This window comes from Streptomyces sp. NPDC048639 (genome assembly GCF_043199075.1).
Classification (GTDB): domain Bacteria; phylum Actinomycetota; class Actinomycetes; order Streptomycetales; family Streptomycetaceae; genus Streptomyces.
Genome location: NZ_JBICVP010000006.1, coordinates 357,964 through 383,703, shown reverse-complemented (window position 1 = coordinate 383,703; position 25,740 = coordinate 357,964). Strand labels below are relative to the sequence as shown.

General features: G+C 73.3%; 17 protein-coding genes. 13 read left to right on the top strand and 4 right to left on the bottom strand.

Annotated features, from left to right (window positions below):
- The first annotated feature begins 149 nt into the window (after nt 1–149).
- The 8 genes from ACGFNH_RS18975 (at nt 150) to ACGFNH_RS18940 (ending at nt 10,948) form a co-directional block, all read left to right on the top strand.
- Nucleotides 150–1,022: a TIGR03084 family metal-binding protein gene (locus ACGFNH_RS18975; protein WP_393655065.1), complete on the top strand. Its 873-nt coding sequence runs from the start codon at nt 150–152 to the stop codon at nt 1,020–1,022.
- A 41-nt stretch (nt 1,023–1,063) separates the two neighbouring features.
- Nucleotides 1,064–2,764, top strand: coding sequence for an acyclic terpene utilization AtuA family protein (locus tag ACGFNH_RS18970; RefSeq protein WP_393655423.1), 1,701 nt, complete (start codon nt 1,064–1,066; stop codon nt 2,762–2,764).
- A complete protein-coding gene (locus tag ACGFNH_RS18965; RefSeq protein WP_393655063.1) occupies nt 2,761–4,356 on the top strand; it encodes an acyl-CoA carboxylase subunit beta in 1,596 nt (531 codons plus the stop codon). The genes ACGFNH_RS18970 and ACGFNH_RS18965 overlap by 4 nt, the downstream gene beginning before the upstream one ends.
- A 44-nt stretch (nt 4,357–4,400) precedes the next feature.
- Nucleotides 4,401–6,461: a biotin carboxylase N-terminal domain-containing protein gene (locus tag ACGFNH_RS18960; protein ID WP_393655421.1), complete on the top strand. Its 2,061-nt coding sequence runs from the start codon at nt 4,401–4,403 to the stop codon at nt 6,459–6,461.
- Between the two features lie 103 nt (nt 6,462–6,564).
- Nucleotides 6,565–7,725, top strand: coding sequence for an acyl-CoA dehydrogenase family protein (locus tag ACGFNH_RS18955; protein WP_393655061.1), 1,161 nt, complete (start codon nt 6,565–6,567; stop codon nt 7,723–7,725).
- Nucleotides 7,726–7,857: 132 nt separating this feature from the next.
- On the top strand, nt 7,858–9,438 hold the full coding sequence (locus ACGFNH_RS18950) for a 4-coumarate--CoA ligase family protein (RefSeq protein WP_393655419.1): 1,581 nt from the start codon (nt 7,858–7,860) through the stop codon (nt 9,436–9,438).
- The gene (locus tag ACGFNH_RS18945; protein ID WP_393655059.1) at nt 9,435–10,301 is read left to right on the top strand and encodes an enoyl-CoA hydratase family protein; all 867 of its coding nucleotides are present in this window, start codon (nt 9,435–9,437) and stop codon (nt 10,299–10,301) included. The genes ACGFNH_RS18950 and ACGFNH_RS18945 overlap by 4 nt, the downstream gene beginning before the upstream one ends.
- Complete coding sequence (locus ACGFNH_RS18940; RefSeq protein ID WP_393655057.1) at nt 10,289–10,948, top strand: TetR/AcrR family transcriptional regulator; 660 nt, start codon at nt 10,289–10,291, stop codon at nt 10,946–10,948. The genes ACGFNH_RS18945 and ACGFNH_RS18940 overlap by 13 nt, the downstream gene beginning before the upstream one ends.
- Before the next feature lie 143 nt (nt 10,949–11,091).
- Here the strand turns inward: ACGFNH_RS18940 and ACGFNH_RS18935 are convergent, their stop codons facing one another.
- Nucleotides 11,092–12,192: a citrate synthase 2 gene (locus ACGFNH_RS18935; RefSeq protein ID WP_393655055.1), complete on the bottom strand. Its 1,101-nt coding sequence runs from the start codon at nt 12,190–12,192 to the stop codon at nt 11,092–11,094.
- A gap of 837 nt (nt 12,193–13,029) precedes the next feature.
- Between ACGFNH_RS18935 and pdxH the strand changes: the two genes are divergently transcribed.
- Together pdxH and ACGFNH_RS18925 are read left to right on the top strand one after the other, a co-directional pair.
- Entirely contained in the window at nt 13,030–13,659 is a 630-nt protein-coding gene (gene pdxH / locus ACGFNH_RS18930; protein WP_393655418.1) for a pyridoxamine 5'-phosphate oxidase, read from the top strand.
- A gap of 1,237 nt (nt 13,660–14,896) precedes the next feature.
- Nucleotides 14,897–16,267, top strand: a complete 1,371-nt coding sequence (locus ACGFNH_RS18925) for a PAS domain-containing protein (protein WP_393655416.1) — start codon at nt 14,897–14,899, stop codon at nt 16,265–16,267.
- Between the two features lie 106 nt (nt 16,268–16,373).
- Here the strand turns inward: ACGFNH_RS18925 and ACGFNH_RS18920 are convergent, their stop codons facing one another.
- Nucleotides 16,374–17,132: an SIS domain-containing protein gene (locus ACGFNH_RS18920; protein WP_393655053.1), complete on the bottom strand. Its 759-nt coding sequence runs from the start codon at nt 17,130–17,132 to the stop codon at nt 16,374–16,376.
- A gap of 380 nt (nt 17,133–17,512) precedes the next feature.
- Between ACGFNH_RS18920 and ACGFNH_RS18915 the strand changes: the two genes are divergently transcribed.
- From ACGFNH_RS18915 to ACGFNH_RS18905, 3 genes are all read left to right on the top strand, one after another.
- Nucleotides 17,513–18,205 carry a metal-dependent transcriptional regulator gene (locus ACGFNH_RS18915; RefSeq protein ID WP_393655051.1) on the top strand — a complete coding sequence of 231 codons (693 nt, stop codon included), beginning with the start codon at nt 17,513–17,515 and terminating at the stop codon, nt 18,203–18,205.
- Between the two features lie 664 nt (nt 18,206–18,869).
- Nucleotides 18,870–19,733, top strand: a complete 864-nt coding sequence (locus tag ACGFNH_RS18910; RefSeq protein WP_393655414.1) for an alpha/beta fold hydrolase — start codon at nt 18,870–18,872, stop codon at nt 19,731–19,733.
- 707 nt (nt 19,734–20,440) lie between these two features.
- Nucleotides 20,441–22,810 carry an ABC1 kinase family protein gene (locus ACGFNH_RS18905; protein ID WP_393655049.1) on the top strand — a complete coding sequence of 790 codons (2,370 nt, stop codon included), beginning with the start codon at nt 20,441–20,443 and terminating at the stop codon, nt 22,808–22,810.
- 147 nt (nt 22,811–22,957) lie between these two features.
- On the opposite strand, the gene ACGFNH_RS18900 is transcribed toward ACGFNH_RS18905, so the two are convergent.
- Together ACGFNH_RS18900 and ACGFNH_RS18895 are read right to left on the bottom strand one after the other, a co-directional pair.
- A complete protein-coding gene (locus ACGFNH_RS18900; protein ID WP_393655047.1) occupies nt 22,958–24,613 on the bottom strand; it encodes a transporter in 1,656 nt (551 codons plus the stop codon).
- Entirely contained in the window at nt 24,610–25,458 is an 849-nt protein-coding gene (locus ACGFNH_RS18895) for an ABC transporter ATP-binding protein (RefSeq protein WP_393655045.1), read from the bottom strand. The genes ACGFNH_RS18900 and ACGFNH_RS18895 overlap by 4 nt, the downstream gene beginning before the upstream one ends.
- Nucleotides 25,459–25,740 lie beyond the last annotated feature (282 nt).

The window sequence follows — 25,740 nt, the reverse complement described above, 5'->3', positions numbered from 1 at the left end:
CACTGGCAGAAAATCATGCAAGCATGCTTGATTGTTTCTTCGGCTGCTGCCACGCTGCTGCTCACCGACGCCACCGCGGGGCCGCTCGCCGGCATGGCGTCGACGTGCCATTCCCGCAGAACACCGCCTGCCGATGAGGGGAGCGCACCGTGGCCGACCCGGGAGTTGTGGTCGACGACCTGCATGCCGAAGGGGAAGACCTCGACCGGATCGTCGCGGGGCTGAGTCCCGCGGAGTGGGCCGCGCCCACGCCCGCCCCCGGGTGGACCATCGCCCACCAGATCGCCCATCTCGCTTGGACCGACGAGCAGGCGGTGAAGTCCGCCACCGAGCCCGGGGCCTTCGCCCGCGAGGCGGAGAAGGCGATGGCCTCGCCGGACACCTTCGTCGACGAAGCGGCCGCACGTGGTGCGGAACTGCCGCCCGCCGAGCTGCTGGAGCGCTGGCGCGAGAACCGGCGGGCGGTGCAGCGGGCGCTCTCCGAGCACCCGTGGGACGTCAAGATGCCCTGGTTCCTGACCACCATGAGCGTCGCCTCGATGGCGACCGGGCGGCTGATGGAGACCTGGGCCCACGGTCAGGACATCGCCGACACGCTCGGCGTCCGGCGTACCCCGACGGCCCGTCTGCGCCACATTGCGCGGATCGGCGTCAGGGCGCGCGGGTACGCGTACTTCATGCGCGGGGAGACTCCGCCCGAGGAGGAGTTCCGGGTCGAACTCACCGCTCCCGACGGGTCGTTGTGGGCCTTCGGCCCGCCGGACGCCGCCCAGCGCGTCACCGGGCCCGCGCTCGACTTCTGCCTGCTGGCCACGCAGCGCGCCCACCGTGCCGACCTCGCCGTACGCGCCGAGGGAGCGGACGCCGACCACTGGCTCGACATCGCCCAGGCGTTCGCGGGACCGCCCGGCCAGGGCCGTGAACCGGCCCGGTCCGGCGACACCGACCCGTCCGGCGACACCGACCCGTCCGGCGACACCGACCCGTCCGGCGACACCGGTACGGCCGGGGGCGAGGCGTGACCCCCAACGGCGCGACCTCGGGCCCGCCCCCCACCGGCTCCCTGCCCGGCGGCGGGACCGCCCCCCTCCGGATCGGCAACGCCTCCGGCTTCTACGGCGACCGCTTCGACGCCGTCCGCGAGATGCTCACCGGCGGCCCGCTCGACATCCTCACCGGCGACTACCTCGCCGAGCTGACCATGCTCATCCTCGGCCGCGACCGCATGAAGGACCCGGGGTTCGGCTACGCCAAGACCTTCCTGCGGCAGCTCGAGGAGGGGCTCGGCCTGGCAGCCGACCGGGGCGTGCGCATCGTCACCAACGCGGGCGGGCTGAACCCGGCCGGACTGGCCGACGCGATACGGGAGTTGGCCGATCGCGTCGGCGTCCCCGTACGCGTCGCCCATGTCGAGGGCGACGACCTGCGCGAGGCCCGTGACTGGGGCCCCGGCGTGCTCACCGCCAACGCCTACCTCGGGGGCGCCGGCATCGCCGCGTGCCTGCGCGAGGGCGCGGACGTCGTCGTCACCGGCCGGGTCACCGACGCCGCCCTGGTCACGGGCCCCGCCGCCGCCCACTTCGGCTGGGCGCCCGATGCCTGGGACGCCCTCGCGGGAGCCGTCGTCGCCGGCCACGTCCTGGAGTGCGGCACCCAGACCACCGGCGGCAACTACGCCTTCTTCGCCGAGCACGACGTGCGCCGCCCCGGTTTCCCGCTCGCCGAGATCCACGAGGACGGCTCGTCCGTCATCACCAAGCACCCTGACACCGGCGGTGCCGTCACCGTCGGCACCGTCACCGCGCAGCTCCTCTACGAGACCGCGGGCCCCCGCTACGCCGGGCCGGACGTGACCGCGCGCCTGGACTCCGTACGGCTCACCCAGGAGGGGCCGGACCGGGTCAGGATCGGCGGCGTCCGCGGAGAGGCGCCGCCGCCGACCCTCAAGACCGGCCTCACCCGTATCGGCGGCTGGCGCAACGAGGTCGTCTTCGTCCTCACCGGCCTGGGCGTCGAGGACAAGGCCGCGCTGGTGAAGGACCAGATGGAGGCCGGGTTCGCCAAGCGCCGCCCGGCCGAGGTGCGGTGGACCCTCGCCCGTACGGACCGGGCCGATGCCGAGGTGGAGGAGGAGGCGAGCGCGCTGCTGCGGCTGGTGGTCCGCGACCCCGACGCGGAGGCCGTCGGCAGGGCGGTGAGCAGCGCCGCCATCGAACTGGGCCTCGCCAGCTACCCCGGCTTCCACGTCACGGCGCCGCCCGGCAAGGGCTCCCCGTACGGAGTCTTCGAGGCGGCCTTCGTGGACGCGGCCGACGTCCCCCACACGGCGGTGCTGCCGGACGGGCGGCGCGTGAGTGTCCCGCCGGCGCCGCGGACCCGTGAGCTCGCCGAGCCCGAACAGCCCTCCCTGCCCGATCCGTTGCCGCCGGGACCGACGCGTCGCGCGCCGCTCGGCCTGGTGGCGGGCGCCCGCAGCGGCGACAAGGGCGGCAGCGCCAATACGGGCGTGTGGGCGCGCTCGGAGGAGGCGTGGCGCTGGCTCGCGCACACCCTGACCGTGGAGCGCTTCCGCGAACTGCTGCCCGAGACACGGGACCTGGCCGTCACCCGCCACGTCCTGCCCAACCTCCGCGCGCTCAACTTCACCGTCGACGGGCTGCTGGGGGAGGGCGTCGCCTCCCAGGCCCGTTTCGACCCGCAGGCCAAGGCGCTGGGGGAGTGGCTGCGCTCACGCCACCTGGACATCCCGGAGGTACTGCTGTGACCGTCCTCGCGTCCGCGCTCGACCCGACGGGCCCCGACCACACCGCGCACCGCGAGGCGATGCTCGCCAAGCTCGCCGAGCTGGAGACCGAGCACGCCAAGGCGGTGGAGGGCGGCGGCGAGAAGTACGTCGCCCGCCACCGCAAGCGCGGCAAGCTGCTGGCCCGTGAACGCATCGAGCTGCTGCTCGACCCGGACACCCCGTTCCTGGAGCTGTCGCCGCTCGCCGCGTGGGGCAGCGACTACAAGGTCGGCGCGTCCATGGTCACCGGCATCGGCGTCGTCGAGGGCGTCGAGTGCGTGGTGACGGCGAGCGACCCGACCGTACGCGGCGGGGCCAGCAATCCGTGGACGCTGAAGAAGGCGCTGCGCGCGCACGAGGTCGCGTTCGCCAACCGGCTCCCGCTGGTCAGCCTTGTCGAGTCCGGCGGCGCCGACCTGCCGAGCCAGAAGGAGATCTTCATCCCGGGCGGGGCGGTGTTCCGGGATCTCACCCGGCTGTCCGCCGCCGGGATCCCCACGATCGCCGTGGTGTTCGGCAACTCGACGGCCGGCGGCGCGTACGTGCCCGGCATGTCCGATCACGTGATCATGGTCAAGGAGCGGTCGAAGGTCTTCCTCGGCGGGCCGCCCCTGGTCAAGATGGCGACAGGTGAGGAGAGCGACGACGAGTCGCTCGGCGGCGCGGAGATGCACGCCCGTACCTCCGGCCTCGCCGACTACTTCGCGGTCGACGAGCCCGACGCGCTGCGCCAGGCCCGACGCGTCGTCGCCCGCCTCAACTGGCGCAAGGCGTACGGCAGCCCGCCGGTCGCCGAGCCGCCGAAGTACGACGAGGACGAACTCCTCGGCATCGTCCCCGGCGACCTCAAGGTGCCCTTCGACCCGCGCGAGGTCATCGCCCGTGTCGCCGACGGCTCCGACTTCGACGAGTTCAAGCCGCTGTACGGGCCCAGCCTGGTGACGGGCTGGGCGGCGCTCCACGGCTACCCGGTCGGCATCCTCGCCAACGCGCAGGGTGTGCTGTTCAGCGAGGAGTCCCAGAAGGCCGCGCAGTTCATCCAGCTCGCCAACCAGCGCGACATCCCGCTGGTCTTCCTGCACAACACCACCGGCTACATGGTGGGCCGGGAGTACGAGCAGGGCGGCATCATCAAGCACGGCTCGATGATGATCAACGCGGTGTCCAACTCGAAGGTCCCGCATCTGTCCGTGCTGATGGGCGCGAGCTACGGAGCCGGCCACTACGGCATGTGCGGCCGCGCCTACGACCCGCGTTTCCTCTTCGCCTGGCCCAGCGCCAAGTCGGCCGTCATGGGCCCGCAGCAGCTCGCGGGCGTGCTGTCGATCGTGGCGCGCGAGTCGGCGGCGGCCAAGGGGCAGCCGTACGACGACGAGGCGGACGCGGCCCTGCGCGCCATGGTGGAGCAGCAGATCGAGTCGGAGTCGCTGCCCATGTTCCTGTCCGGCCGGCTGTACGACGACGGGGTCATCGATCCGCGCGACACCCGCACCGTGCTCGGCCTCTGCCTTTCGGCCATCCACACCGCTCCCGTCGAAGGCGCCCGCGGTTTCGGCGTCTTCCGGATGTGAGGCAGGTGAGGAGCATCGTGACCGCATCGACCCGAGGGGCCCAGGTGATCCAGTCCGTCCTCGTCGCGAACCGCGGCGAGATCGCCCGCCGCGTCTTCCGCACCTGCCGCGAACTGGGCATCGCCACCGTGGCCGTGCACTCCGACGCGGACGCGGACGCGCCGCACGTCATGGAGGCGGACGCGGCCGTACGGCTGCCAGGAAATGCGCCCGCCGAGACGTATCTGCGCGGCGATCTGATCGTGAAGGCCGCCCTCGCCGCCGGCGCCGACGCCGTCCATCCGGGCTACGGATTCCTGTCGGAGAACGCCGGGTTCGCGCGCGCCGTCCTCGACGCCGGCCTGACCTGGATCGGCCCGTCGCCGGACGCGATCGAGGCCATGGCCTCCAAGACACGCGCCAAGGAGCTGATGCGCGAGGCGGGCGTGCCGCTGCTCGCCCCCGTCGACCCGGACGCCGCCACCGAGGCCGATCTGCCGCTGCTGGTGAAGGCGGCGGCGGGCGGCGGCGGACGGGGTATGCGGGTCGTCCGCGAACTCGACGCCCTGCCCGAGGAGTTGAAGGCCGCCGCGGCCGAGGCCGCCTCCGCCTTCGGCGACGGCGAGGTCTTCGCCGAGCCGTACGTCGAACACGGCCGCCACGTCGAGGTGCAGATCCTCGCCGACGGCGACGGCACGGTGTGGGCGCTCGGCACCCGCGACTGCTCCCTCCAGCGCCGCCACCAGAAGGTCATCGAGGAGGCCCCCGCCCCCGGTCTCGGCGACGCGCTGCGGCGCAGGCTGCACACGTCGGCCGCCGGTGCCGCGCGTGCCATCGGCTACACGGGCGCGGGCACGGTCGAGTTCCTCGTCTCCGCGGACGGACGCCCGTACTTCCTGGAGATGAACACCCGCCTCCAGGTCGAACACCCGGTGACGGAGGAGGTGTTCGGCCTCGACCTCGTCGCCCTGCAACTGCGCGTCGCCGAGGGCGGGCTGCTGGCGGACGCGCCGCCGGAACCCTCGGGCCATGCGATCGAGGCGCGGCTTTACGCGGAGGACCCCGCGCGCGGGTGGCAACCGCAGACCGGTGTGCTGCACCGCTTCGCGGTGGACCAGCCCGCGGGCGGAAACGGCGGCCTGCGCGTCGACTCCGGCTACGCGGACGGCGACGAGATCGGGGTCCACTACGACCCGATGATCGCGAAGGTCATCGCCTGGGCCCCGACGCGGGCCGAGGCCGTCCGCAAGCTCGCCCGCGCCCTGGAACGCGCCCGCCTCCACGGGCCCGTCACCAACCGCGAACTGCTCGTACGCGCCCTGCGGCACCCCGAGTTCGGGGACGTCCGGTTCGACACCGGCTGGCTGGAGCGCAATCTGTCCGGGCTCACCGAGGGCGGCGACAGTCCGTCCGCTCCGGGCCCCTCGGCCGTACGGGTCTCGGCCCTGGCCGCCGCGCTCGCGGACGCCGCGACCCGGTCCGGTGCCGCCGCACGCTCCGGCAGCGCCGCACGCTCCGGCGGAGCGGCGCCGTCCGGCGGATCGACCGGCTCCGCCCCCGCGACCGTCACCGCCCGCCTCGGCGGCTGGCGCAACGTCCCCTCCCAGCCCCAGTCCAAGCGCTACCGCGGCGAGCCCGACGGCACCGAGCACGAGGTGCGCTACCGCCTCACCCGCGACGGCCTGACGGTGGAGGACTGCCCCGGGGTACGGCTGCTCGCCACGGCCCCGGCCCGGGTCGTCCTCGAAGTCGAGGGCGTCCGGCGGGAGTTCCGCGTCGCCTCCTACGGCACGCGCCTGCACGTCGACTCCCCGCTCGGCACCTTCGCCTTCACCGCCCTGTCCCGCTTCCCCGAACCCACCGCCCGTACCGAGCCCGGCTCACTGCTCGCACCGATGCCGGGAACGGTGGTCCGCGTGGCGGAGGTCGCGGTCGGCGACACCGTCGCCGCCGGACAGCCGCTGCTCTGGCTGGAGGCGATGAAGATGGAGCACAAGGTCTCCGCGCCCACCGCCGGAACGCTCACCGAACTGCACGCCGTACCGGGCCGCCAGGTCGAGGTCGGCGCGCTCCTCGCCGTCGTCACCGAAGCGGCGGACCCCGCCGCGCCGGCCGACGGTACGTAGCCCGCCGACCCGCTGCCCCCACGGACCGCCGCCCCGAACTCCCGCGTACGTCACCCCCCTTGCTCCGCGCACCTCACCCGCCCCGCCCGAGGAGGAGTCCCGCATGACCGCTGTCATCGAGTCCGCCGAGAACAAGGACCTCCGCGCCGCCGTCGCCGCGCTCGGCGCCCGCTACGGACACGACTACTTCAACACCGTCACCCGCGAGGGCCGGCACACCGACGAACTGTGGGCCGAGGCCGCCAAGCTGGGCTACCTCGGCGTCAACCTCCCCGAGGAGTACGGCGGCGGGGGCGGCGGCATCGTCGAGCTGTCCATCGTCCTGGAGGAACTGGGCGCCGCGGGCTGCCCGCTGCTGATGATGGTCGTCTCGCCGGCCATCTGCGGCACCGTCATCGCACGCTTCGGCACCGAGGAGCAGAAGCGGCGGTGGCTGCCGGGATTCGCCGACGGCAGCAAGCTGATGGCGTTCGGCATCACCGAGCCCGACGCCGGCTCCAACTCCCACCGCATCGTCACCACCGCCCGCCGCGACGGGAGCGACTGGCTGCTCACCGGCCGCAAGGTGTTCATCTCCGGGGTGGACTTCGCCGACGCCACGCTGATCGTGGGCCGCACCGAGGACGCCCGTACGGGCAGACTCAAGCCCTGCCTGTTCATCGTGGACCGCGACACCCCGGGTTTCCGGTACAACCCGATCGACATGGAACTCTCCGCTCCGGAGAAGCAGTTCGAGCTGGTGCTGGATGACGTACGGCTCCCTGCCGAGGCCCTTGTCGGCGACGGGGACGCCGGTCTCCTCCAGCTGTTCGCCGGGCTCAACCCCGAGCGCATCATGACCGCCGCCTTCGCCCTCGGCATGGGCCGCAACGCACTCGGCCGGGCCCTGGACTACGCCAAGACCCGTACGGTCTGGAAGGATCCCATCGGCGCCCACCAGGCCATCGCCCACCCCCTCGCCCAGGCGCACATCGAGATCGAGCTCGCCCGGCTGATGACGCAGAAGGCCGCCCATCTCTACGACGCGGGCGACGACATGGGCGCGGGCGAGGCGGCGAACATGGCCAAGTACGCGGCCGCCGAGGCCGCCGCCCGCGCCGTCGACCAGGCCGTCCACACGCTCGGCGGCAACGGCCTCACCCGCGAGTACGGCCTCGCCAAGCTGATCACCGCCTCGCGCGTGGCCAGGATCGCCCCCGTCAGCCGGGAGATGATCCTCAACTTCGTCTCGCACCAGTCCCTCGGTCTCCCCAAGTCGTACTGATACGGCGAACGGTGGTGTCCCACCGCTGCTCCACCGGCACCACGCGCCAGGCACCGGCCCGGTACTCGTCCGCCACGAGCCCGGGCCCCGCCCGGCTCTCGTCCGGCACCGACGTCGAAAGGGATCGCCATGGTGTTCCGCAGTGAGTACGCCGATGTCCCGCCCATCGACCAGCCCATCCACGACGCCGTCCTCGGCCGGGCCGCCGATTTCGGCGACCTGCCCGCGCTGATCGACGGCGTGGACGGCACGACCCTCAGCCACGCCCGGCTCGACCGCTTCACCCGCCGTATCGCGGCCGCGTTCGCCGAGTCGGGCGTGCGCAAGGGCGACGTCCTCGCGCTGCACAGCCCCAACACGATCGTCTTCCCGGCGGTCTTCTACGGGGCCACCCGCGCCGGAGCCGCCGTCACCACCGTCCATCCGCTCGCCACCGCCGAGGAGTTCGCCCGCCAGCTCCGCGACAGCGGGGCGCGGTGGATCGTCACCGTCTCACCGCTGCTCGACACGGCCCGCCGGGCGGCCGAACGGGCGGGCGGCGTACGGGAGATCCTCGTCTGCGACAGCGCCGACGGGCACCGCTCCGTCCTCGACATGCTGGCCTCGACGGCGCCGGAACCGAACGTCACGATCGACCCGGCCGAGGACCTGGCCGCCCTGCCGTACTCCTCCGGGACGACCGGCATACCCAAGGGCGTGATGCTCACCCACCGCAGCATCGCCACCAACCTCGCGCAGCTCAGCGCCCTCGTGCCCAGCGGACCCGGCGACCGGGCCCTGGCCGTCCTGCCGTTCTTCCACATCTACGGCCTCACGGCCCTGCTCAACGCCCCGCTGCGCACCGGCGCCACGGTCGTCGTCCTGCCCCGCTTCGACCTCGGCCAGTTCCTGGCCGCCATCGAGAAGCACCGGGTCAACGCCCTCTATGTGGCCCCGCCCATCGTGCTGGCGCTCGCCAAGCACCCGGCGGTCGACAGCCACGACCTGTCGTCCCTGGAGTACATCGTCTGCTCGGCGGCACCGCTCGACGCCGAACTCGCCACGGTCTGTTCGCGCCGGCTCGGACTTCCGCCGATCATGCAGGCGTACGGGATGACCGAACTCTCCCCGGGCACGCACGTGGTGCCGCGCCGCGCGCGCGACGCACCGCCCGGAACCGTCGGGAAGCTGATCCCGAACACGCAGATGCGGCTGGTCTCCCTCGACGACCCGGCAAAGGAAGCGGGGCCGGGCGAGGAGGGCGAGATCGTCATCCGGGGCCCCCAGGTGATGAAGGGCTACCTCGGGCAGCAGGAGGCCACCGCCGCGATCGTCGACGAGGACGGCTGGCTGCACACCGGCGACGTGGGCCGGGTGGACGACGACGGCTGGCTCTTCGTCGTCGACCGCGTCAAGGAACTGATCAAGTACAAGGGCTACCAGGTCGCGCCCGCCGAACTGGAGGCCGTCCTGCTCACCCACGAACGGATCGCGGACGCGGCCGTGGTCGGGGTGACGGACGGTGACGGCAACGAGATCCCCAAGGCGTACGTCGTCCCGCAGCAAGGGGCGGCGATCAGCGGCGAGGAGGTCATGGCGTACGTTGCCGAGCGGGTCGCGCCCTACAAGAAGGTGCGCCGGGTCGAGTTTCTCGACACGGTGCCCCGCGCCGTGAGCGGCAAGGTGCTCCGGCGCGAACTGCGGGACCGGGAAAGGAGTTCAGCGCCCTCATGACACGGAACGTGACGGATGCGGCGGACGGGGCGGAGGCCGCGGCGGGGACCGGCGCGGCGACAGCGGGCGCCGGCGGTACGGACGCGGGCGCGGCGCAGGCGGCGCAGCAGCCACTGGTGCACCGCACCCGCGAACGCGGCATCACCACCCTGACCCTCGACTCGCCGCGCAACCGCAACGCGCTCTCCTCGCGCCTGGTGGCCCAGTTGTCCGAGGGACTGGAGGCGGCGGCCGCGGACGAGGAGACGCGGGCGGTGGTCCTGACCCACACCGGCTCCACGTTCTGCGCGGGCGCCGACCTGAGCGAGGCGCGGTCGGGCGTGGCCGGGACGGCCGCACCGCTGGGGCTCGCCCGGCTCATGCGCACGATCGTGGAGCTGCCCAAACCCGTCGTCGCCCGCCTGACCGGCCACGCGATGGCGGGCGGCATCGGCCTGATGGGCTCCTGCGACATCACCGTCGCGGAAAGCGGCGCCCGCTTCGCGTTCACCGAGGCGCGGCTCGGGCTGGCCCCCGCCGTGATCTCGCTGCCGCTGCTGCCCCGGCTCGACGCGCGGGCGGTGGGCCGCTACTACCTCACCGGCGAGCGGTTCGACGCGGCGGAGGCGGCCCGTATCGGCCTGCTGACGCTGGCCGCCGACGACGTGGACGCGGCGCTGGAACCGATCCTCGACGGGCTGCGCAAGGGCTCCCCGCAGGGCCTGGCCGAGTCCAAGCGGCTCGCGACCGCCGGCGTGCTGCGCGCCTTCGACCGGGACACCGAGGGACTGGCCGCGACGTCCGCCCGGTTGTTCACCTCGGACGAGGCCCGCGAGGGCATGACCGCCTTCCTGGAACGACGGAGCCCGGAGTGGGCGCGGTGACCGGCCGGGCAGCCGTACGCGACCCCAAGCAGGACCGCAGCCGGGCCACCCGGCAGCGCCTGCTGGAGGCCGCGGTGGCCTGCCTGGCCGAGCACGGCTGGAGCGGCAGCACCGTCATGGTGGTCGCCGAGCGGGCCGGGGTCTCCCGGGGCGCGGCCCAGCACCACTTCCCCACCCGCGAGGACCTGTTCACCGCGGCGGTCGAGCACGTGGCCGAGATGCGGTCGGGCGCGCTGCGGGAGTTCACCCGCGACCTTCCGGAGCCCGGTACGCCCACCCGCACCTGGATGATCGTCGAGCAGCTCGTCGACCTCTACACCGGTCCGCTGTTCCGGGCCGCGCTCCAGCTCTGGGTGGCGGCCTCCACGCTGCCGGACGACTCCGCGGCGGAGGCGGGCGGCGAGCCGCTGAAGAAGCGGGTGACCGCGCTGGAGGCCCGGGTGGGCCGTGAGACGCACCGGATGGCCGTGGAACTGCTCGGCGCGGACGAGAGCCGGCCGGGCGTCAGGGAGACCGTTCAGGGGCTGCTGGACATGGCGCGCGGGCTGGGTCTGGCGAACCTTCTGACCGACGACACGGCGCGCCGGGCCCGCGTCGTCGAGCAGTGGGCCCGGATCCTGGACGGGACGCTGGACCGTACGGCCTGAGGGGCCGCCGCTCGGGGACGGCTGGGGTGGCCCCGACGGGCCGTCGCCACGGAGCCGCCGGGGCCACCGCCAGGGCCGCCGTGAACGCGCTCACCCGCCCCCAGGGACGGAAGCGGGTGAGCGAGCTGACCGACGTCGGAGACTCAGCGGGCGAGGTCCTCGTAGCCCTCGATGGCGCGCGGGTCGCGCGCCGCGGGCCCCACGTAGCGGGCCGAGGGCCGTACGAGACGCCCCGTCCGCTTCTGCTCCAGGATGTGCGCGCTCCACCCGGCCGTACGGGCGCAGGTGAACATCGACGTGAACATGTGCGCCGGGACCTCGGCGAAGTCCAGCACGATCGCCGCCCAGAACTCGACGTTCGTGGCCAGGACGCGGTCGGGCCGCCGGTTGTGCAGCTCATCCAGCGCGGCGCGCTCCAGCGCCTCCGCGACCTCGAAGCGCGGCGCCGCCAGCTCCTTGGCCGTACGGCGCAGAACGCGCGCCCGCGGGTCCTCCGCGCGGTACACGCGGTGGCCGAAGCCCATGAGCCGCTCGCCCTTGTCCAGTGCCTGCTTCACGTACGCCTCGGCGTCGCCCGTCCGCTCGATCTCCTCGATCATGCCGAGGACGCGGGACGGCGCCCCGCCGTGCAGCGGCCCGGACATGGCACCGACGGCGCCCGACAGCGCCGCGGCGACGTCCGCACCGGTGGAGGCGATGACACGGGCGGTGAAGGTGGAGGCGTTCATGCCGTGCTCGGCCGCGGAGGTCCAGTACGCGTCGACGGCCTTGACGTGCCGCGGGTCCGGCTCGCCGCGCCAGCGCTTCATGAAGCGCTCGACGACCGTGCCGGCCTTGTCGATCTCGTTCTGCGGGACCATCGGCCGGCCCTGCCCGCGTGCGGACTGCGCGACGTAGGACAGCGCCATGACGGCGGCCCGGGCGAGGTCTTCGCGCGCCTGGGCCTCGTCGATGTCGAGCAGCGGTTTCAGGCCCCACACCGGGGCGAGCATGGCGAGCGCCGACTGCACGTCCACCCGGATGTCGCCGGAGTGGACGGGGATCGGGAACGGCTCCGCGGGGGGAAGCCCGGGGTTGAAGCTGCCGTCGACCAGCAGGCCCCAGACGTTCCCGAACGAGACGTGGCCCACCAGATCCTCGATGTCCACGCCTCGGTAGCGGAGCGCGCCGCCTTCCTTGTCGGGTTCGGCGATCTCCGTTTCGAACGCGACGACTCCCTCGAGTCCGGGTACGAAGTCGGACATCTGGCGGCTCCTCGTGGTGTGGTCGACACGCGGCTCGCGGTTGCTCGTGGCGTGCGGCCTTGTGCGACCAGGTGGTCTGGGCGGTCTGGAATCGGGGTGGCCCCGGCTCGGGGTGGTACGGGCTCGGGGTGCTCGGGGTTCGGATCGGTCCGGGGGTCCGGATCGGTCCGGGGGTTCGGACCGTTCCTGATTCCGGGGTCGGCGTGGTCCGAGTTCGGGTCGGTCCGGGGGGTCGGGTCGGTCTGGGTTCGGGGGCTGGGTTGTCGGCGCCGGGCGGGTACGCGGCCTCTGCGGCGGCTCGCGGTCCGTACGGTCATCCCGGTGATGCCCCGCGGGGATGCTGCTCATCCCGGCCCGGGCGGGGCGGGTCGCTCGCCGGTCGATGCAGAGTCCTTACGGGTCCATATGAATCAGTACACGTCAGTACATGCCGGACTCGCCATTCGCTCGGGTCTCCGACCGGCGATAGTGGTCCAGTCGAGAGTTTGACGCGTCCGGCGGGCGCGGGGGAAGCGTGAGAAGCGGCACACCGTGCCGCGGTGGCGTCAGAGGGTTCGCAGGGGCCCGGGCCGGGCAAACTGCGCCACTGCACGGGCGAGCGCAGGTGGGGACGCGCGTACGGGGGTCCGCCCCGGGCGGTGTGGTGGTACGTGCGGGTGCACGGAGTGCCACGCAGACTGTGCCGCCCGGACGCTGTCTTGGATCACCGGTGCCGGAGGTGCCCGGTGGCCGCCCCGGACGATGCTGCAAGATATGTGCGTGGCACACGTCGACCCGGAACACCCGATCAGGCTGGACCAGGAACCCCCGACCAGGCGCTCACTCGACCCGGCCGCCATGCGGGAGCACTACCGGGCGGAGGGGCTGGCGGAATCGGACGCCGCCGCCGGGCCGATGGAACAGTTCGACCGCTGGTTCCAGGCGGTGGTGGCGAGCGGGATCTTCGAGCCGAACGCCGTGATCGTCTCCACCACGGACCCCGCCACACTGCGGCCCAGTTCGCGCACGGTACTGCTGAAGCAGTACGACGAGCGCGGCTTCGTCTTCTACACCAACTACGGCTCGCGCAAGGGCCGCGAACTCACCGCGAACGCGCAGATCTCGCTGCTCTTCCCCTGGCATCCGATCGCTCGCCAGGTCATCGTCGGCGGTGTCGCGGAACGGACGGGCCGCGACGAGACAGCCGCGTACTTCCGCACCCGGCCGCACGGATCCCAGCTCGGCGCGTGGGCGAGCACGCAGTCGTCGGTCGTCGGCTCCCGCGAGGAACTCGACCGGCTCTACGGCGAACTCGCCGACCGCTATCCGGAGGACAGCCAGGTCCCGGTCCCGCCGGAGTGGGGCGGCTACCGCGTCCGCCCGGACACCGTCGAGTTCTGGCAGGGCCGTGCGAACCGCCTCCACGACCGCCTGCGCTACGTCCGCACGGAGGACGACGCCTGGCGCGTGGAGCGGCTCTGCCCGTGAGGGGCGTGAGGGGCGTGAGTTCTCGGGTGCTGCGAGCGGGCCCGGGTGCCGAGCGGTGGCCGGACAGGTCCGGGGCGAGTCGGCCGTCCGGCAGCGTGAGCGAGCCCCGCGCAGAGGCCTGAAAGGCGGCGAGCGCGGCCGGGAACGCCTGTCGCCGCTTCGCGTGAGGCCGCAAGTCCCCTGGATGCGCGTGGACCCCGTGGAGCCGCTTGCGCAGCGGGTGGGCGTGGGGGAGCGGGGCGTGTGGCGCCATTGATGGCCGGACCCGGACCCGGACCCGGACCCGGCGGCCCGGCGCAGGGCGGCACGGCGGCCGGCAGCCGGGTCGTGGGTGGGCGGTTCGGCCGCGGGGATCGACGCCTGCGCGGCATACGCGTCGGGCCTGTGCGCGGGTATCGGGGCCAGGCGCAGGCATCGTGGCGGATGCCCGATACATACGGGCGACGGGCAGTCACGGGAGGTGACGGCCGAAGGGGCCCGGATACGTACGGGCCATGAACCGCCACGGGAACGGGCGGCCGACGGCCGAAGGGCGCGGCGCCCGGGGACGCAAACGCAGACGACCCGCGGGCCTGTTCTCGTGGTCGCCGAGAGGCGCCAGGAGGCCGGTCGGACGTACCGGCAGCCCGCGGGTCGGGTGACTGCGTTGGGATAGGGCCGGCATGCGCGGAATTCTCCGCGCTGTCCGGCGGTGCGCTGAGCGCGACGACGGACTGCTAGCCCGCAGTCACCTCACGCGTCCGGATTTCATACATCTGCCGAACCACCTCCCTTCTCGTGTGCTCCACACGCTAGGCAGGCGCCCCGCCCCGCGACAACCCATTTCCGGCGCGCAACAATTTCTAAGAACACGGTGTGTGCTGCATCACGTTCCACTTGAATGATCCGACGTGCAGTACACGCAGCCACGTCGAGCAGGAGGTGCCAGGTGAACGCTTCCCGGCCGCCCGGCCCCACTCAGCCGGCGGGCGGTGGTTCCGGGTCGCCCGGCCAGGGCTCGTCCGGCTCGTCCGGCTCGGGCTCGTCGGGTCCCGGCGAACCGGCCGGCACCGCCGGCCCCGGGCCTTCCCCGGGGGCCGGAGACGCCGCCGCGGCGACGGACGCGCCCCCGGCCGACGGCTCGCCCGCCGCGGACGACGGGACGACGCCCACCGGCACTGCCGAAGCGGCGCAGCCGCCTGCTGCGAGCCCCCGGGACTCCGAGGACACCGATCTGCTCACCGCGCTGCTGGACGGCATGGACGCGGCTCTCTGGGCCTTCGACGCCGAAGGTGTCGTCACCCACTGGAACCGCGAGGCGCAGCGCATCCTCGGCTGGACCGCCGAGGAGGCCATCGGCCGCCGCGGCCTCTCAGGCTGGGCGGTACGGAGCGCCGACGCCACGGAGGTCGAGGGCCGTCTGCTGTCCGCCATGACGGCCCCTGGCCGCCAGGTCCACGACTTCGCGCTGCTCACCAAGGACGGGGGCCGGGTTCTCGTACGCACCCAGTTCGCGGGCGTGCGCGGCGCGGACGGCCGGCCCGCCGGGGTCTACTGCGCCTTCAGCGAGGTGCACGCCCAGATCGATCTGGAGCGTTCCATCGCGCTGAGCGAGGCCCTGTTCGACGACGCGCCCTGGGGCGCGGTCCTCATCGACGCCGATCTGCGCCCGGCCGTCGCCAACGCGTACGCGGCGCGCGCGCTGCGCGTGGGACGTACGGCGGTCCTCGGGCGCCCCCTGGGGGAGCTCCTGGCGCAGGGCCTGGAGGAGCTGGAGAGCGCGTTCCAGCACGTCCTGGCCGAGGGCGCCCCGGCCGCGCCCTCCGATGTGTGGGTCACGCTGCGCACCCCCGAGGGGCAGGCGGAGGGCGAGCGACGGTGCTGGCGCAGCGGGTTCCTGCGGCTGGCGTCACCCCTCGCGGAAGAACCGGTTCCGCTGGGCGTGAGCTGGGTCTTCCAGGACGTCACCGAGGCCAAGAACCTGGAGCAGGAGAACTCGGTGGTCCGCTTCCGGGCCAACCAGATGCAGCGTGCGGCCCGTACGGCCGCCGACTGCGAGGATCCCCGGGAGGCGGCCACCGTCTTCGTCGACTTCGCCCTCGCGGGCTTCGCCGACCACGCGCTGCTCGACCTGGCCACCGGCGACGAGCCGGTCCGGCTCGTCCGCGCCGCGGCCACGCCTTCGGGCTCCGGCGGCCCCTGTTCCCCGATCACGCACGGCGGCATCCCCGTCCGCTACGACGACGGTCACCCCGCACTCCAGGCCGTGGAGCGCACGGGCGCGGTGCGGGCGAGCGCCGATCCGCTCTACGCGGGCCGGCGCCAGGGCCGTACGGGCGCAGGGCGGGGCGATGCGGCGGACGACGGTTCGGCGGCCGAGCAGGCCCGCCAGTGGGCGCGCGACCGGCAGTGGCCGGACGACTCGCTGCACGCCCTGTGCGTGGTGCTGCGCAGCCGCGGCGGGACGCTGGGTGTCCTGACCTTCCTCCGGTCGACGGGGCGGCGCTCCTTCGACCGGGCCGACGCGGCGTATGCGGAGGACGTCGCGTCGCGCGTGGCCGGAGCGCTCGACCTCTCGGACCATCTGCGCAGACGGTCCGAGCGGTCCGCGCGGTCCGAGCAGGGCTGACGGCCGCCGCGGCGGCTCGCCCCCGGGCGCTGACGGGCCCGCGCGGGCCCGGACGGGCGCGCTGACGCGTGCAGACGGGTGCGGGCGCGAGCGTCCGGTGCCGGGGTTACGCGTGCCGGAAGAAGATCCGGTCCGCGTACTCGGCGAACACCCGCCGGTTCCACTCGTGTCCGCCGTCCACGTTGCCCGAGCGCAGCAGCGGCGGCGTGATGCCCCGGCTTGCCAGGTCGCCCGCGGCGGTGGCCATGACGGCCTGCATGACCGCACTGGTGACGACCGTCGACGCCGGTGCGAAGGGCGCGTCGATGCCCTCGGCGCTCAACTCCGCGTCCCCGATCGCGATCCTGCTGTCGATGACGAGATCGCAGTGGTCCTTCAGATATGTGCCGGACGGATGCCGGGAGGCGGTGCCGTCCGCGTACGCGACCGAGGTCAGGCCGATCACCTTGATGCCCATCTCGCGGGCTGTGAGGGCCATCTCCACGGGGAGTTGATTGCGCCCGGACAGCGAGATGATCACCAGCAGGTCCCCGGACCGGGCCGGGCTGTTCTCCAGGACCGCCGAGGCCAGGCCCTCGACGCGCTCCAGCGCGCTGCCCAGCGTGGCGGGCACGACGTCCACGCCGACGGCGCCGGGCACGGTGAGCAGGTTCATCAGGCCGAGGCCGCCCGCGCGGTAGACGACGTCCTGGGCGGGGAGGGAGGAGTGCCCGGCGCCGAAGGCGAAGAGCCGGCCGCCGTCGGTCACGGTGTCGGCGACCATCTCCCCGGCGGCGCTGATGTGTGCCGCCTCCTCGTCGCGAACCAGCCGCAACAGCTCGATGGCGGCGTCGAAGAACTGCCCTGCCGGCTTGCTCTCGCTCATCGCCGCGGAGCCTTTCTGCCGAGTCGGTGGGTGGTGGGTCGTGGGACGTGGGACGTGGGCCGTGTGCGTGGGACGTGCGGGTCGGTGGGCCGGTCGATGCGGTCGGGGACGTGCCCGTGGGGGTGCCGACGGGCACGAGTGCATAGGTACGTACCAGGGTGGCGTGGATCACGTTGCGGCCAACTTCGGTGCCCTGTCAATACCGCCTCCTGTGCGCGGCCGCGAGCCCGGTGGCCGTGCGGGGGCCGGGCCGGGCGCACGCGGGGCACCGTCGGCAACCCGCGCGCCGGGGCCGGGTACTGCGCACGCGGGGCCCGGTTGTCGGTCGGATGCGTCAGAATTGAGTTCAGGGCCACGGCACGACATACCGAGGGGCACGCATGTCCGGACTCATCGACACCACGGAGATGTATCTCCGCACCATTCTGGAGCTCGAGGAAGAAGGCGTGGTCCCCATGCGCGCCCGGATCGCCGAGCGGCTCGACCAGAGCGGTCCGACGGTCAGCCAGACCGTCGCGCGCATGGAGCGCGACGGCCTCCTCCACGTCGCCGGCGACCGGCATCTGGAGCTCACCGAGGAGGGCCGCAGGCTGGCGACCCGGGTGATGCGCAAGCACCGGCTCGCGGAGTGCCTGCTCGTCGACGTGATCGGCCTGGAGTGGGAGCAGGTGCACGCCGAGGCCTGCCGCTGGGAGCACGTGATGAGCGAGGCCGTGGAGCGCCGCGTGCTGGAGCTGCTGCGCCACCCGACCGAATCGCCGTACGGGAACCCGATTCCGGGCCTGGACGAGCTGGGGGAGAAGGCCGAGGCGGACCCGTTCCTCGACGAGGGCATGGTGAGCCTGGTGGACCTCGACCCCGGTGCGGAGGGCACGACGGCCGTCGTGCGCAGGATCGGCGAGCCGATCCAGACGGACGCGCAGCTCATGTACACGCTGAGGCGGGCCGGTGTGCAGCCGGGCGCGGTGGTCAGCGTGACGGAGTCGGCGGGCGGCGTGCTGGTCGGCAGCAGCGGCGAGGCGGCGGAGCTGGCGTCGGACATCGCGTCGCACGTGTTCGTGGCGAAGCGCTGAGCGGTTTCCCTCTCTGCTCCCGTTTCCGATGAACTCCCTTTCGGGTGCGGGGAGTTGACGCGTCTGCGCCCGGTGCGTGCGCGCGGGCCGGAATCCTCCGGTTTACCGGGCAAACGTTCCGGAACAGCAGCGCTCGCGGGCGGGGCGTGCGACGCTGTTGCTGCGGCATATGGCGCGCGGGCTTTCGGTGGGGGGTGCTTGTGCAGTCGGGCGGTCGGGGAGGGGGGTCCGGATGACGCGATGCGGGTCCATCGGCCATGTCCGTCATGCCGGCTGTTCCCCCATGTCCGCGGCGCTCTGCGCGCCGGCGGCCCCCATGGCGAGGGCCCCGGCGCGATCAGTGCGATCGGCATCCGGGACCCCGCCTCCCCTGGTCCCCCCGAGGCGACCTGGAGCCCCGAGCTCTCCGGGTCGATCCTCACGAGCCCCCTTCCCCACAGGGCCCGCCTCCCGGTCTCTGTCTCCCCTCGGCGTGGATCGTCAATCCTTGAGCGTGGTCACTCGAACGAGGGGTGTTACGCGCCAGAAGCTCTGGTTCGAATAGGGGTTCGATAATGTGGCGGTGTACCACCCCGTACACGAGCTCGGTGTACGGAAGCACATGCGCGAGGACCCTGCAGCCGACGACGCGGAGCGGCCGGAAGGAATGGGGGTGCGAGGACACATGGTGCGGCGCATCGACGTGACCGGAGCCGACGGTGTGCGGCTCGCCGCCTGGGAGTTCGCCGACCCGCCGAAGGACGGGAGGGAGGAGGAGAAGACGCCGGGAGTGCTGTTACTGCACGGCCTGATGGGCCGGGCCTCCCACTGGGCCGGCACGGCCCGCTGGCTCTCCGCCCGCCACCGCGCGGTCGCCCTCGACCAACGCGGCCATGGTCGCAGCGAGAAGCCCTCCGACGGCCCGTACTCCCGTGAGGCGTATGTCGCCGACGCCGTGGCCGCGATCGAGCAGCTCGACCTCGCCCCGGTCATCCTCATCGGCCACTCGATGGGCGCGCTCACCGCCTGGCAACTCGCCGCCCACCGCCCCGACCTCGTCAGCGCCCTGGTCATCTGCGACATGCGGGCCTCGGCGCTGGGCGCCCAGTCGCAGCGCGAGTGGACTGAGTGGTTCACGACCTGGCCCCTGCCCTTCGCCACGCTCGCGGACGTCCGCAAGTGGTTCGGCGAGGACGACCCCTGGCTGGAGCGCCCGCGGCCCTCCCGCGGCGAGTTCTACGCGGAGGTCATGGCCGAACGGGCCGACGGCTGGCGCCCGGTGTTCTCCCCGCGCCAGATGCTGATGGCGCGCGAGACCTGGGTGCACGACGCGCACTGGGAGGAACTGGCCCTGGTCGAGTGCCCGTCCCTCGTCGTCCGCGGTATCGAGGGCGAACTGGGCCGCGCGGAAGCCCAGGAGATGGTCCGCGTCCTCCCGCAAGGCGAGTACGCCGAAATCCCCGAGGCGGGACACCTGGTGCACTATGACCAGCCCGACACCTGGCGTTCGGCCCTGGAACCTTTCCTGACAGCCGCGCTGCGCGCCTGACGCGCCACGTGCGTCCGCCGCCCGCGGCATCTCGCGAAACCCCTGCTCCCGGCGTCCCGCCGAGCCGCATGTCCCTGCGTCCCGCGAACTGCATGTCCCTGCGTCCCGCGAACTGCATGTCCCTGGCGTCCCGCGAATCCCTGCTCCGGGCGTCCTCGAAGCAGCAAGACCCCGTCGTCGCGCAAACCCCTTGTTCCCGTGCCTCGTTCGGGTCGTGCCGTTGCGCGCACCGCCACCGCGAGCCGGCCCCTCCCACGCGCTCGCAGGTCGTGCCGTGTGAGCCCGCTCTGCTGCGCCTGGGTGTGTGTCCGGTGCAGGCGCGTGCCCCGAACTGCCGCCGCAGGTCGTCGTTGCTGCGTTCCGGCAGACAGCGGCGTCCATGTGCTCGCAGGTCGAGCCGTGTGAGCCCGCCCCCTGCGCCGCGGTCCGTATGCCCGGGCGGTCGCGTGTCGTGGGGCTCGTGCCGGGCGCGTTCCGAACTGCCGCCCCGCGCCGTCGTTCCCGCGTTCCGGCAGGCCGCCGCCTGCCCGCGCTCGCGGGTCGCGCCGTGCGCGCTCGCCGCCCTGCCCGCGCAGCGCCGGGGTGCGCGGGGTGCACGGGAGGCGCGGGCCATGCCCTAGGCTCCGGGGGCATTCCGTCGACGCGGAGGCCCCGGCCGCGGACCCGACACCGCCGCCGCTGCCTCCCCCCGGAAGGGGACCTCCACCATGCCGCCGCTGCTGCTGTCCCTGTCGCCGCTGCCGCAGGTGCTCCCGCTGCCGCAGGCGCTTCCGTTCCCGCGGGAACTCCCGCTCCTGCGGGGGCTCGCGCATGGCCACCCGCCGCAAGAGTTCCGGCTGCAGGAGTTCTCCCTCGCGTACGGATCCCCCCATGCCGCCGCGGGCCGCACCGCGACCACCGCCCTGGGCCGCGCCGCGACCGCCGTCGCCACTACGGCTTTCGACCAGGCCGCCCACTGGTTCCTCACCGCCGTCGTCGTCCTCGCCACCGTCGCCATCTTCTTCACCGGCATCTCGGTCGGCGCCCGGCGCCTTCTCGGGATCCGTATCGGCGTGCTGCGCACGCTCGTTGCGTGCGGGGCCGGGATGACCGCGTTCCAGATGTTCAACCGGTCCCTGCACGACACGGACAGCCGTACGGCGCTCTCCACGGTCTCGATCACCGTCTCCCTTCTCGCCGCGATGGCGGTCCTCGTCGTGGTCGAGATCCTCATCCCGTCCGGCAGTTGGCCGCGTCCGGTGCAGTGGACACGCGCCGTACGCCGCCGGCTCACCCATGCCCGCCGCTACTCCCAGATCAGCCGGATCTTCATGCGCCACGGCCTCGGCCGGTACGTCCGCGGCCGCGCCAGCCTCGACCGCGCCGTCGGCGCCGACGCGGCGGGCCGCGAGGCGGCGGTCTCGCTGCGCCTGGCACTGGAGGAGTGCGGCGGCACGTTCATCAAGCTCGGCCAGGTCCTCTCCACGCGCCGGGACCTCCTGCCCCCGCATTTCGTCGTCGAGTTGAGCCGGCTGCAGAGCGACGTACCGCCCGCGCCCTGGGACGGGGTGGAGGAGGTGCTGCGCGAGGAGCTGGGCGCGCCGCTCACCGAGGTGTTCGCGGAGTTCGACCGCGAGCCGCTCGCCGCCGCCTCCATCGCCCAGGTGCACCGGGCGACGCTGCGCGACGGATCGACGGTCGTCGTCAAGGTCCAGCGGCCCGGCATCCGGGAGACGGTCGAGCGCGACCTCGACATCGTGATGGCCATGGCGCAGGGGCTGCATGTCCGGGCACGTTCCGTACGGGGCCTGGGGCTGAGGGAGTTGGCGGACGGCTTCGCGGACGCCGTACGCGAGGAGCTGGACTTCCGTACCGAGGCACGCAACGCGGACGCGGTCGCCGCGGCCGGCGGTGGGCGGGCGTCGGACGCGGCCGTGCGCGTACCGGCCGTGCACCACGAGTTGTCCTCCGCGCGCGTGCTCGTCCAGGAATGGCTGGACGGGGTGACGCTGGACCAGGCGGGCGCCGACGCCGACGCGCGCGGCCTGGACCGGGAGGCGCTGGCCCGCACCGTACTGGGCGCCATGCTCCGCCAGATCATGCGCGACGGCGTCTTCCACGCCGACCCGCACCCAGGCAACATCCTGCTGCTCGCGGCCGACGACGCCCATCAGGGGCCGCGCGTCGGCCTGTTGGACTTCGGTTCGGTGGGCCGGATCGACGCGACGGTGCGGGATGCGATCCAGCATCTGCTGCTGGCCGTCGACCGCGGTGACCCGGCCGGCATGTGCGACGCCCTGCTCGAACTCCTCGGCCCCCGCCCGGACGGGGCCGACCACGACGGGCCGGCGCTCGACGCGCTGGTGCTGGAACGGGAGTTGGGCCGCTTCATGGCCCGCCACCTGGGCCCGTCGAGCCGTCCGGACGCGGAGATGTTCACCGCCCTCTTCCGGCTCCTGGCCCGCTTCGGGCTCGCCGTCCCGCCGGAGGTCGCGGCGGTCTTCCGGGCGCTGGCCACCCTGGAGGGGACGCTGACGCGTATCTCCCCGGGCTTCGAACTGGTCGCGGAGGCACGGCGGGTGGCGACGGCGCTGGTGACGGAACGCCTCGCGTCGGCGCCCGCGAGCCGTCTGGCCTCGCACGCGACGCGCACGTACGCGACGCTGACCGGCACCCCGTACGCCCACGGCGCGCAGGAGGAGACTCCCTGGGACGCGCAGCCGCTGGATGCCGCGGCGCTGACCCGTACGGTCGCCCAGGAGCTGCTGCCGATACTGCCGATGCTGCGCCGTCTGCCGCGGCGGGCGGAACGTATCACCGCATCCGTGGAGCAGGGCCGTCTCACCGCCCGCGTACGGCTGCTGGCCGACGACCGCGACCGCCGGTTCATCGCGGGCCTGGTCCACCAGCTCCTGGTGACGCTCCTGGCGGCGGGCACGGGCCTGATGGCGGTCCTGCTCCTGGCCCTCGGCACGGGCCACGGCCCGCGCGTCACGGACCACTTGGAGCTCTTCCCGCTGCTGGGCTACAACCTGCTCGCGGTGAGCGCGGTCCTGACGCTGCGGGTGCTGTACGCGGCGATGCGACGCGGGCCGTAGCGGCGGTACGGGGGCTGCGGCCCGCGCCTGAACGCCGTCACCGGGGCGGCCCGCGACACGACCGCCCCGAGCGACACGACCGCCCCCGAGCGACACGACCGCCCCGGCCCCTCCCGAGTCCGGCCCGGCCCCCTCAAGCCCGCCGCGTCACCCCTTGCTCACCGCCGCCAGGATCTCCGGCAGCCGCTTCGCCGTCCGCGGGGCCGCGAAGCGCAGCCCCAGCAGGGCCAGCGCCAGGCCGTACGCCGCGCCCAGCGGGAGGATCAGCCACAGCCAGGCGTGGCCGCCCGAGGTGTGGAGCCAGATCGTCAGGCCGAGCAGTGGCGTGCAGAGCAGCCCGCCGACCACCATGCCGCCCATGATGCTGATCCACGCGAGCCCGACCTGCCCTGGTGCGACGTTCTTGTAGCCGCTGTCCTGGGGGATCGAGTACGGGAACAGCGCCGAGGCCGTCGCGCCCGTCGCCAGCAGCGCGCCCAGGAGGCTCAGCGAGATGCCGAGCGCCTCCGGGAAGGCCTCCCACTGGTCCAGGAAGGCGGCCGTCCCCAGCACCACCAGCGTCACGTACGGCAATGCCACGGCGCCCAATGCCAGGGCGCGGCCGCGCAGTTCGAGGTAGGCGTCGCGCGGTGAGGAGATCGTCTGGGCGACCATCCAGAACGCGGAGGTGTCCTGCCCGAACTGGTTGTACATCTGCATGCCCAGCAGCCCCGCCGACCAGCACGCCGTGTAGACGCTGCCGCCGCCCTGCAGCGCCGTCACCACGGGCAGCATCAGTCCGATGGCCAGGGATGTCGCCCAGGCCGCCTTCACCTTGGGGTCCCGCCAGGCGTAGCGCAGGGTGCGCAGCATGACCGTGCCCGTGCGGCCCGGCGGGAGCAGGCGGGCGAGGCCGGAGTCGCGGTCCGCGGTCTTCTCCTCGGTCCCCGTGGACGCCTGGACGGTCGAACCGTCGGGGGCGGTCATCAAGCGGGTGAGGCTGTGCTGCCACCAGCGGACGAGCAGCGCCAGGGCCGCCACGTTGGTCAGCATCTGGACGGCGGCCTGGCCGTACGCGCCCTCGCCCGCCGCCCGTACCGCGTCCACCGCCGAGGCCGGCGGCAGCCAGCGCGCAACGTCGGCGACCGGTTCCAGGACGCTCAGCCCGTCGGGGCGGGCCAGTTTCTGCGCGCCGAGGTTCACGAACTGCGCGCCCACGGCGATGATCAGGCCGCTCAGCACGGCGAGGTCGCGGCCCTTGCGGCTGGTCAGCAGCCGGATGTTGCCGGCCGCGACCGCGCGCGAGAGTGTCACGCAGATCAGCATCACCAGCGGTACGGCGATCACGCCCAGGGCGACGGCCGCCCCGCCGTGCGCGACCGCGATCACCGAGCCGAGCGCGAGCATGAGCGTGAACAGCGGCCCGATGCCGATGAGTGAGGCGGCGAGCAGGGAGACGACGACCGGGCGCGGGTGCAGCGGCAGCATCACCAGTCGCGTCGGGTCCAGGGTCTCGTCGCCGCTGGGGAAGAACAGCGGCATGACGGCCCAGCCGACCGCGATGAGGGCGAGGGCCGTCACGACGAGCGCGGGCGCGTGAGCGTTGCCGCGCAGCGCGATCAGGCCGAGCATCTGCCCCGTCGCGAACAGCAGGACGATGACGATGGACGTGACGAACGCGGCCGTACGGCCCGAGGACTGCCGCAACCCGTTGCGCAGCAGCGTGAGCTTCAGCCGTACGAAGACGGGCGTGATGGCGGACAGCGGAGGTGCGGGGACGGGGGATGCGGGGGTGGTTGTCACGGACGGGGAGGTGGCGGTCATCGGGCGCCGCCGCCCAGCCATTCGAGGCTCTCGCCCGAGGCGCGGCCGTTCGCGCCGACCAGCTCCAGGAACGCCGCCTGGAGCGACGGCGCGTCACCCCGTACGTCCGCCAGCTCGCCCTGCGAGCGGATGCGCCCGGCGGCCATCACCGCCACCCAGTCGCACAGGCTCTCCACCAGTTCCATGACGTGGCTGGAGAAGACGACGGTGGCGCCGGAGCCGGTGTAGCGCTCCAGCACGCCGCGGATGGTCTGCGCCGACACCGGGTCGACGCCCTCGAACGGCTCGTCGAGGAAGAGGACTTGGGGGTTGTGGAGGAGCGCGGCGGCGAGGCCGATCTTCTTCCGCATACCGGTCGAGTAGTCGACGACCAGCTTGTTCTGGGATCCGGCGAGGTCGAGGACGTCCAGGAGCTGGGTGGCGCGCCGGTCCACCTCCTCGCCCGGCAGGCCGCGCAGCCGTCCCGTGTACGCGAGGAGTTCGCGGCCGGAGAGGCGCTCGAAGAGCCGCAGGCCCTCGGGCAGGACACCGATCCGGCTCTTGACGGCGACCGGGTCCTGCCAGACGTCGTGGCCGCCGATCTCGACGCGGCCGGAGTCGGGCCGCAGCAGACCGGTGACCATGGACAGGGTGGTCGTCTTGCCGGCGCCGTTCGGGCCGACGAGACCGATGAACTTGCCCGCGGGCAGTTCGAGATCGATCCCGGCGACCGCGATCTGCTCGCCGAACCTCTTCCAGAGCCCCTCGATACGGACCGCCGGTGGCGCGTCCCCCGCTGCTGTCGATGCCGCTGCCGATGGTGCCGATGCCGCTGTCTGATCGATGTGCTCTGGCTCCCGTGCCACGTGTGGTGCCTTTCGGTCTCCCCGTCGGGACCGGGCATCGGCCCCCGGAGCCACGATACGGGGGGCGGATCGGGGCGGGCAGGGGTCCGCTGCCGCCCGGTACCCCTGGTGAAGAGTCCCCCGAGTCCTCCGCCGGGCCTCTCTTGAGCCGCCCCTCGCACCGTCTCTTGAGGGGGGCGGGCTCCTGTGCCCTATATGTCCAGACCTTTCGTCTAGGTCGATCCCTAAGGTCCGTTTCACGGGGCCGTCTTCCTGTGCGGTGCGGGCCGTCCCCGGGCGGTG

Excerpts from the sequence above, each read along its gene's own strand:
- ACGFNH_RS18955 (WP_393655061.1), top strand. The coding sequence starts at position 6,565 with ATGACCGCTGTCATCGAGTCCGCCGAGAACAAGGACCTCCGCGCCGCC.
- ACGFNH_RS18945 (WP_393655059.1), top strand. The coding sequence starts at position 9,435 with ATGACACGGAACGTGACGGATGCGGCGGACGGGGCGGAGGCCGCGGCG.
- ACGFNH_RS18935 (WP_393655055.1), bottom strand. The coding sequence starts at position 12,192 with ATGTCCGACTTCGTACCCGGACTCGAGGGAGTCGTCGCGTTCGAAACG.
- pdxH (WP_393655418.1), top strand. The coding sequence starts at position 13,030 with ATGCGGGAGCACTACCGGGCGGAGGGGCTGGCGGAATCGGACGCCGCC.
- ACGFNH_RS18925 (WP_393655416.1), top strand. The coding sequence starts at position 14,897 with ATGGACGCGGCTCTCTGGGCCTTCGACGCCGAAGGTGTCGTCACCCAC.
- ACGFNH_RS18920 (WP_393655053.1), bottom strand. The coding sequence starts at position 17,132 with ATGAGCGAGAGCAAGCCGGCAGGGCAGTTCTTCGACGCCGCCATCGAG.
- ACGFNH_RS18915 (WP_393655051.1), top strand. The coding sequence starts at position 17,513 with ATGTCCGGACTCATCGACACCACGGAGATGTATCTCCGCACCATTCTG.
- ACGFNH_RS18910 (WP_393655414.1), top strand. The coding sequence starts at position 18,870 with ATGGTGCGGCGCATCGACGTGACCGGAGCCGACGGTGTGCGGCTCGCC.
- ACGFNH_RS18905 (WP_393655049.1), top strand. The coding sequence starts at position 20,441 with ATGCCGCCGCTGCTGCTGTCCCTGTCGCCGCTGCCGCAGGTGCTCCCG.
- ACGFNH_RS18900 (WP_393655047.1), bottom strand. The coding sequence starts at position 24,613 with ATGACCGCCACCTCCCCGTCCGTGACAACCACCCCCGCATCCCCCGTC.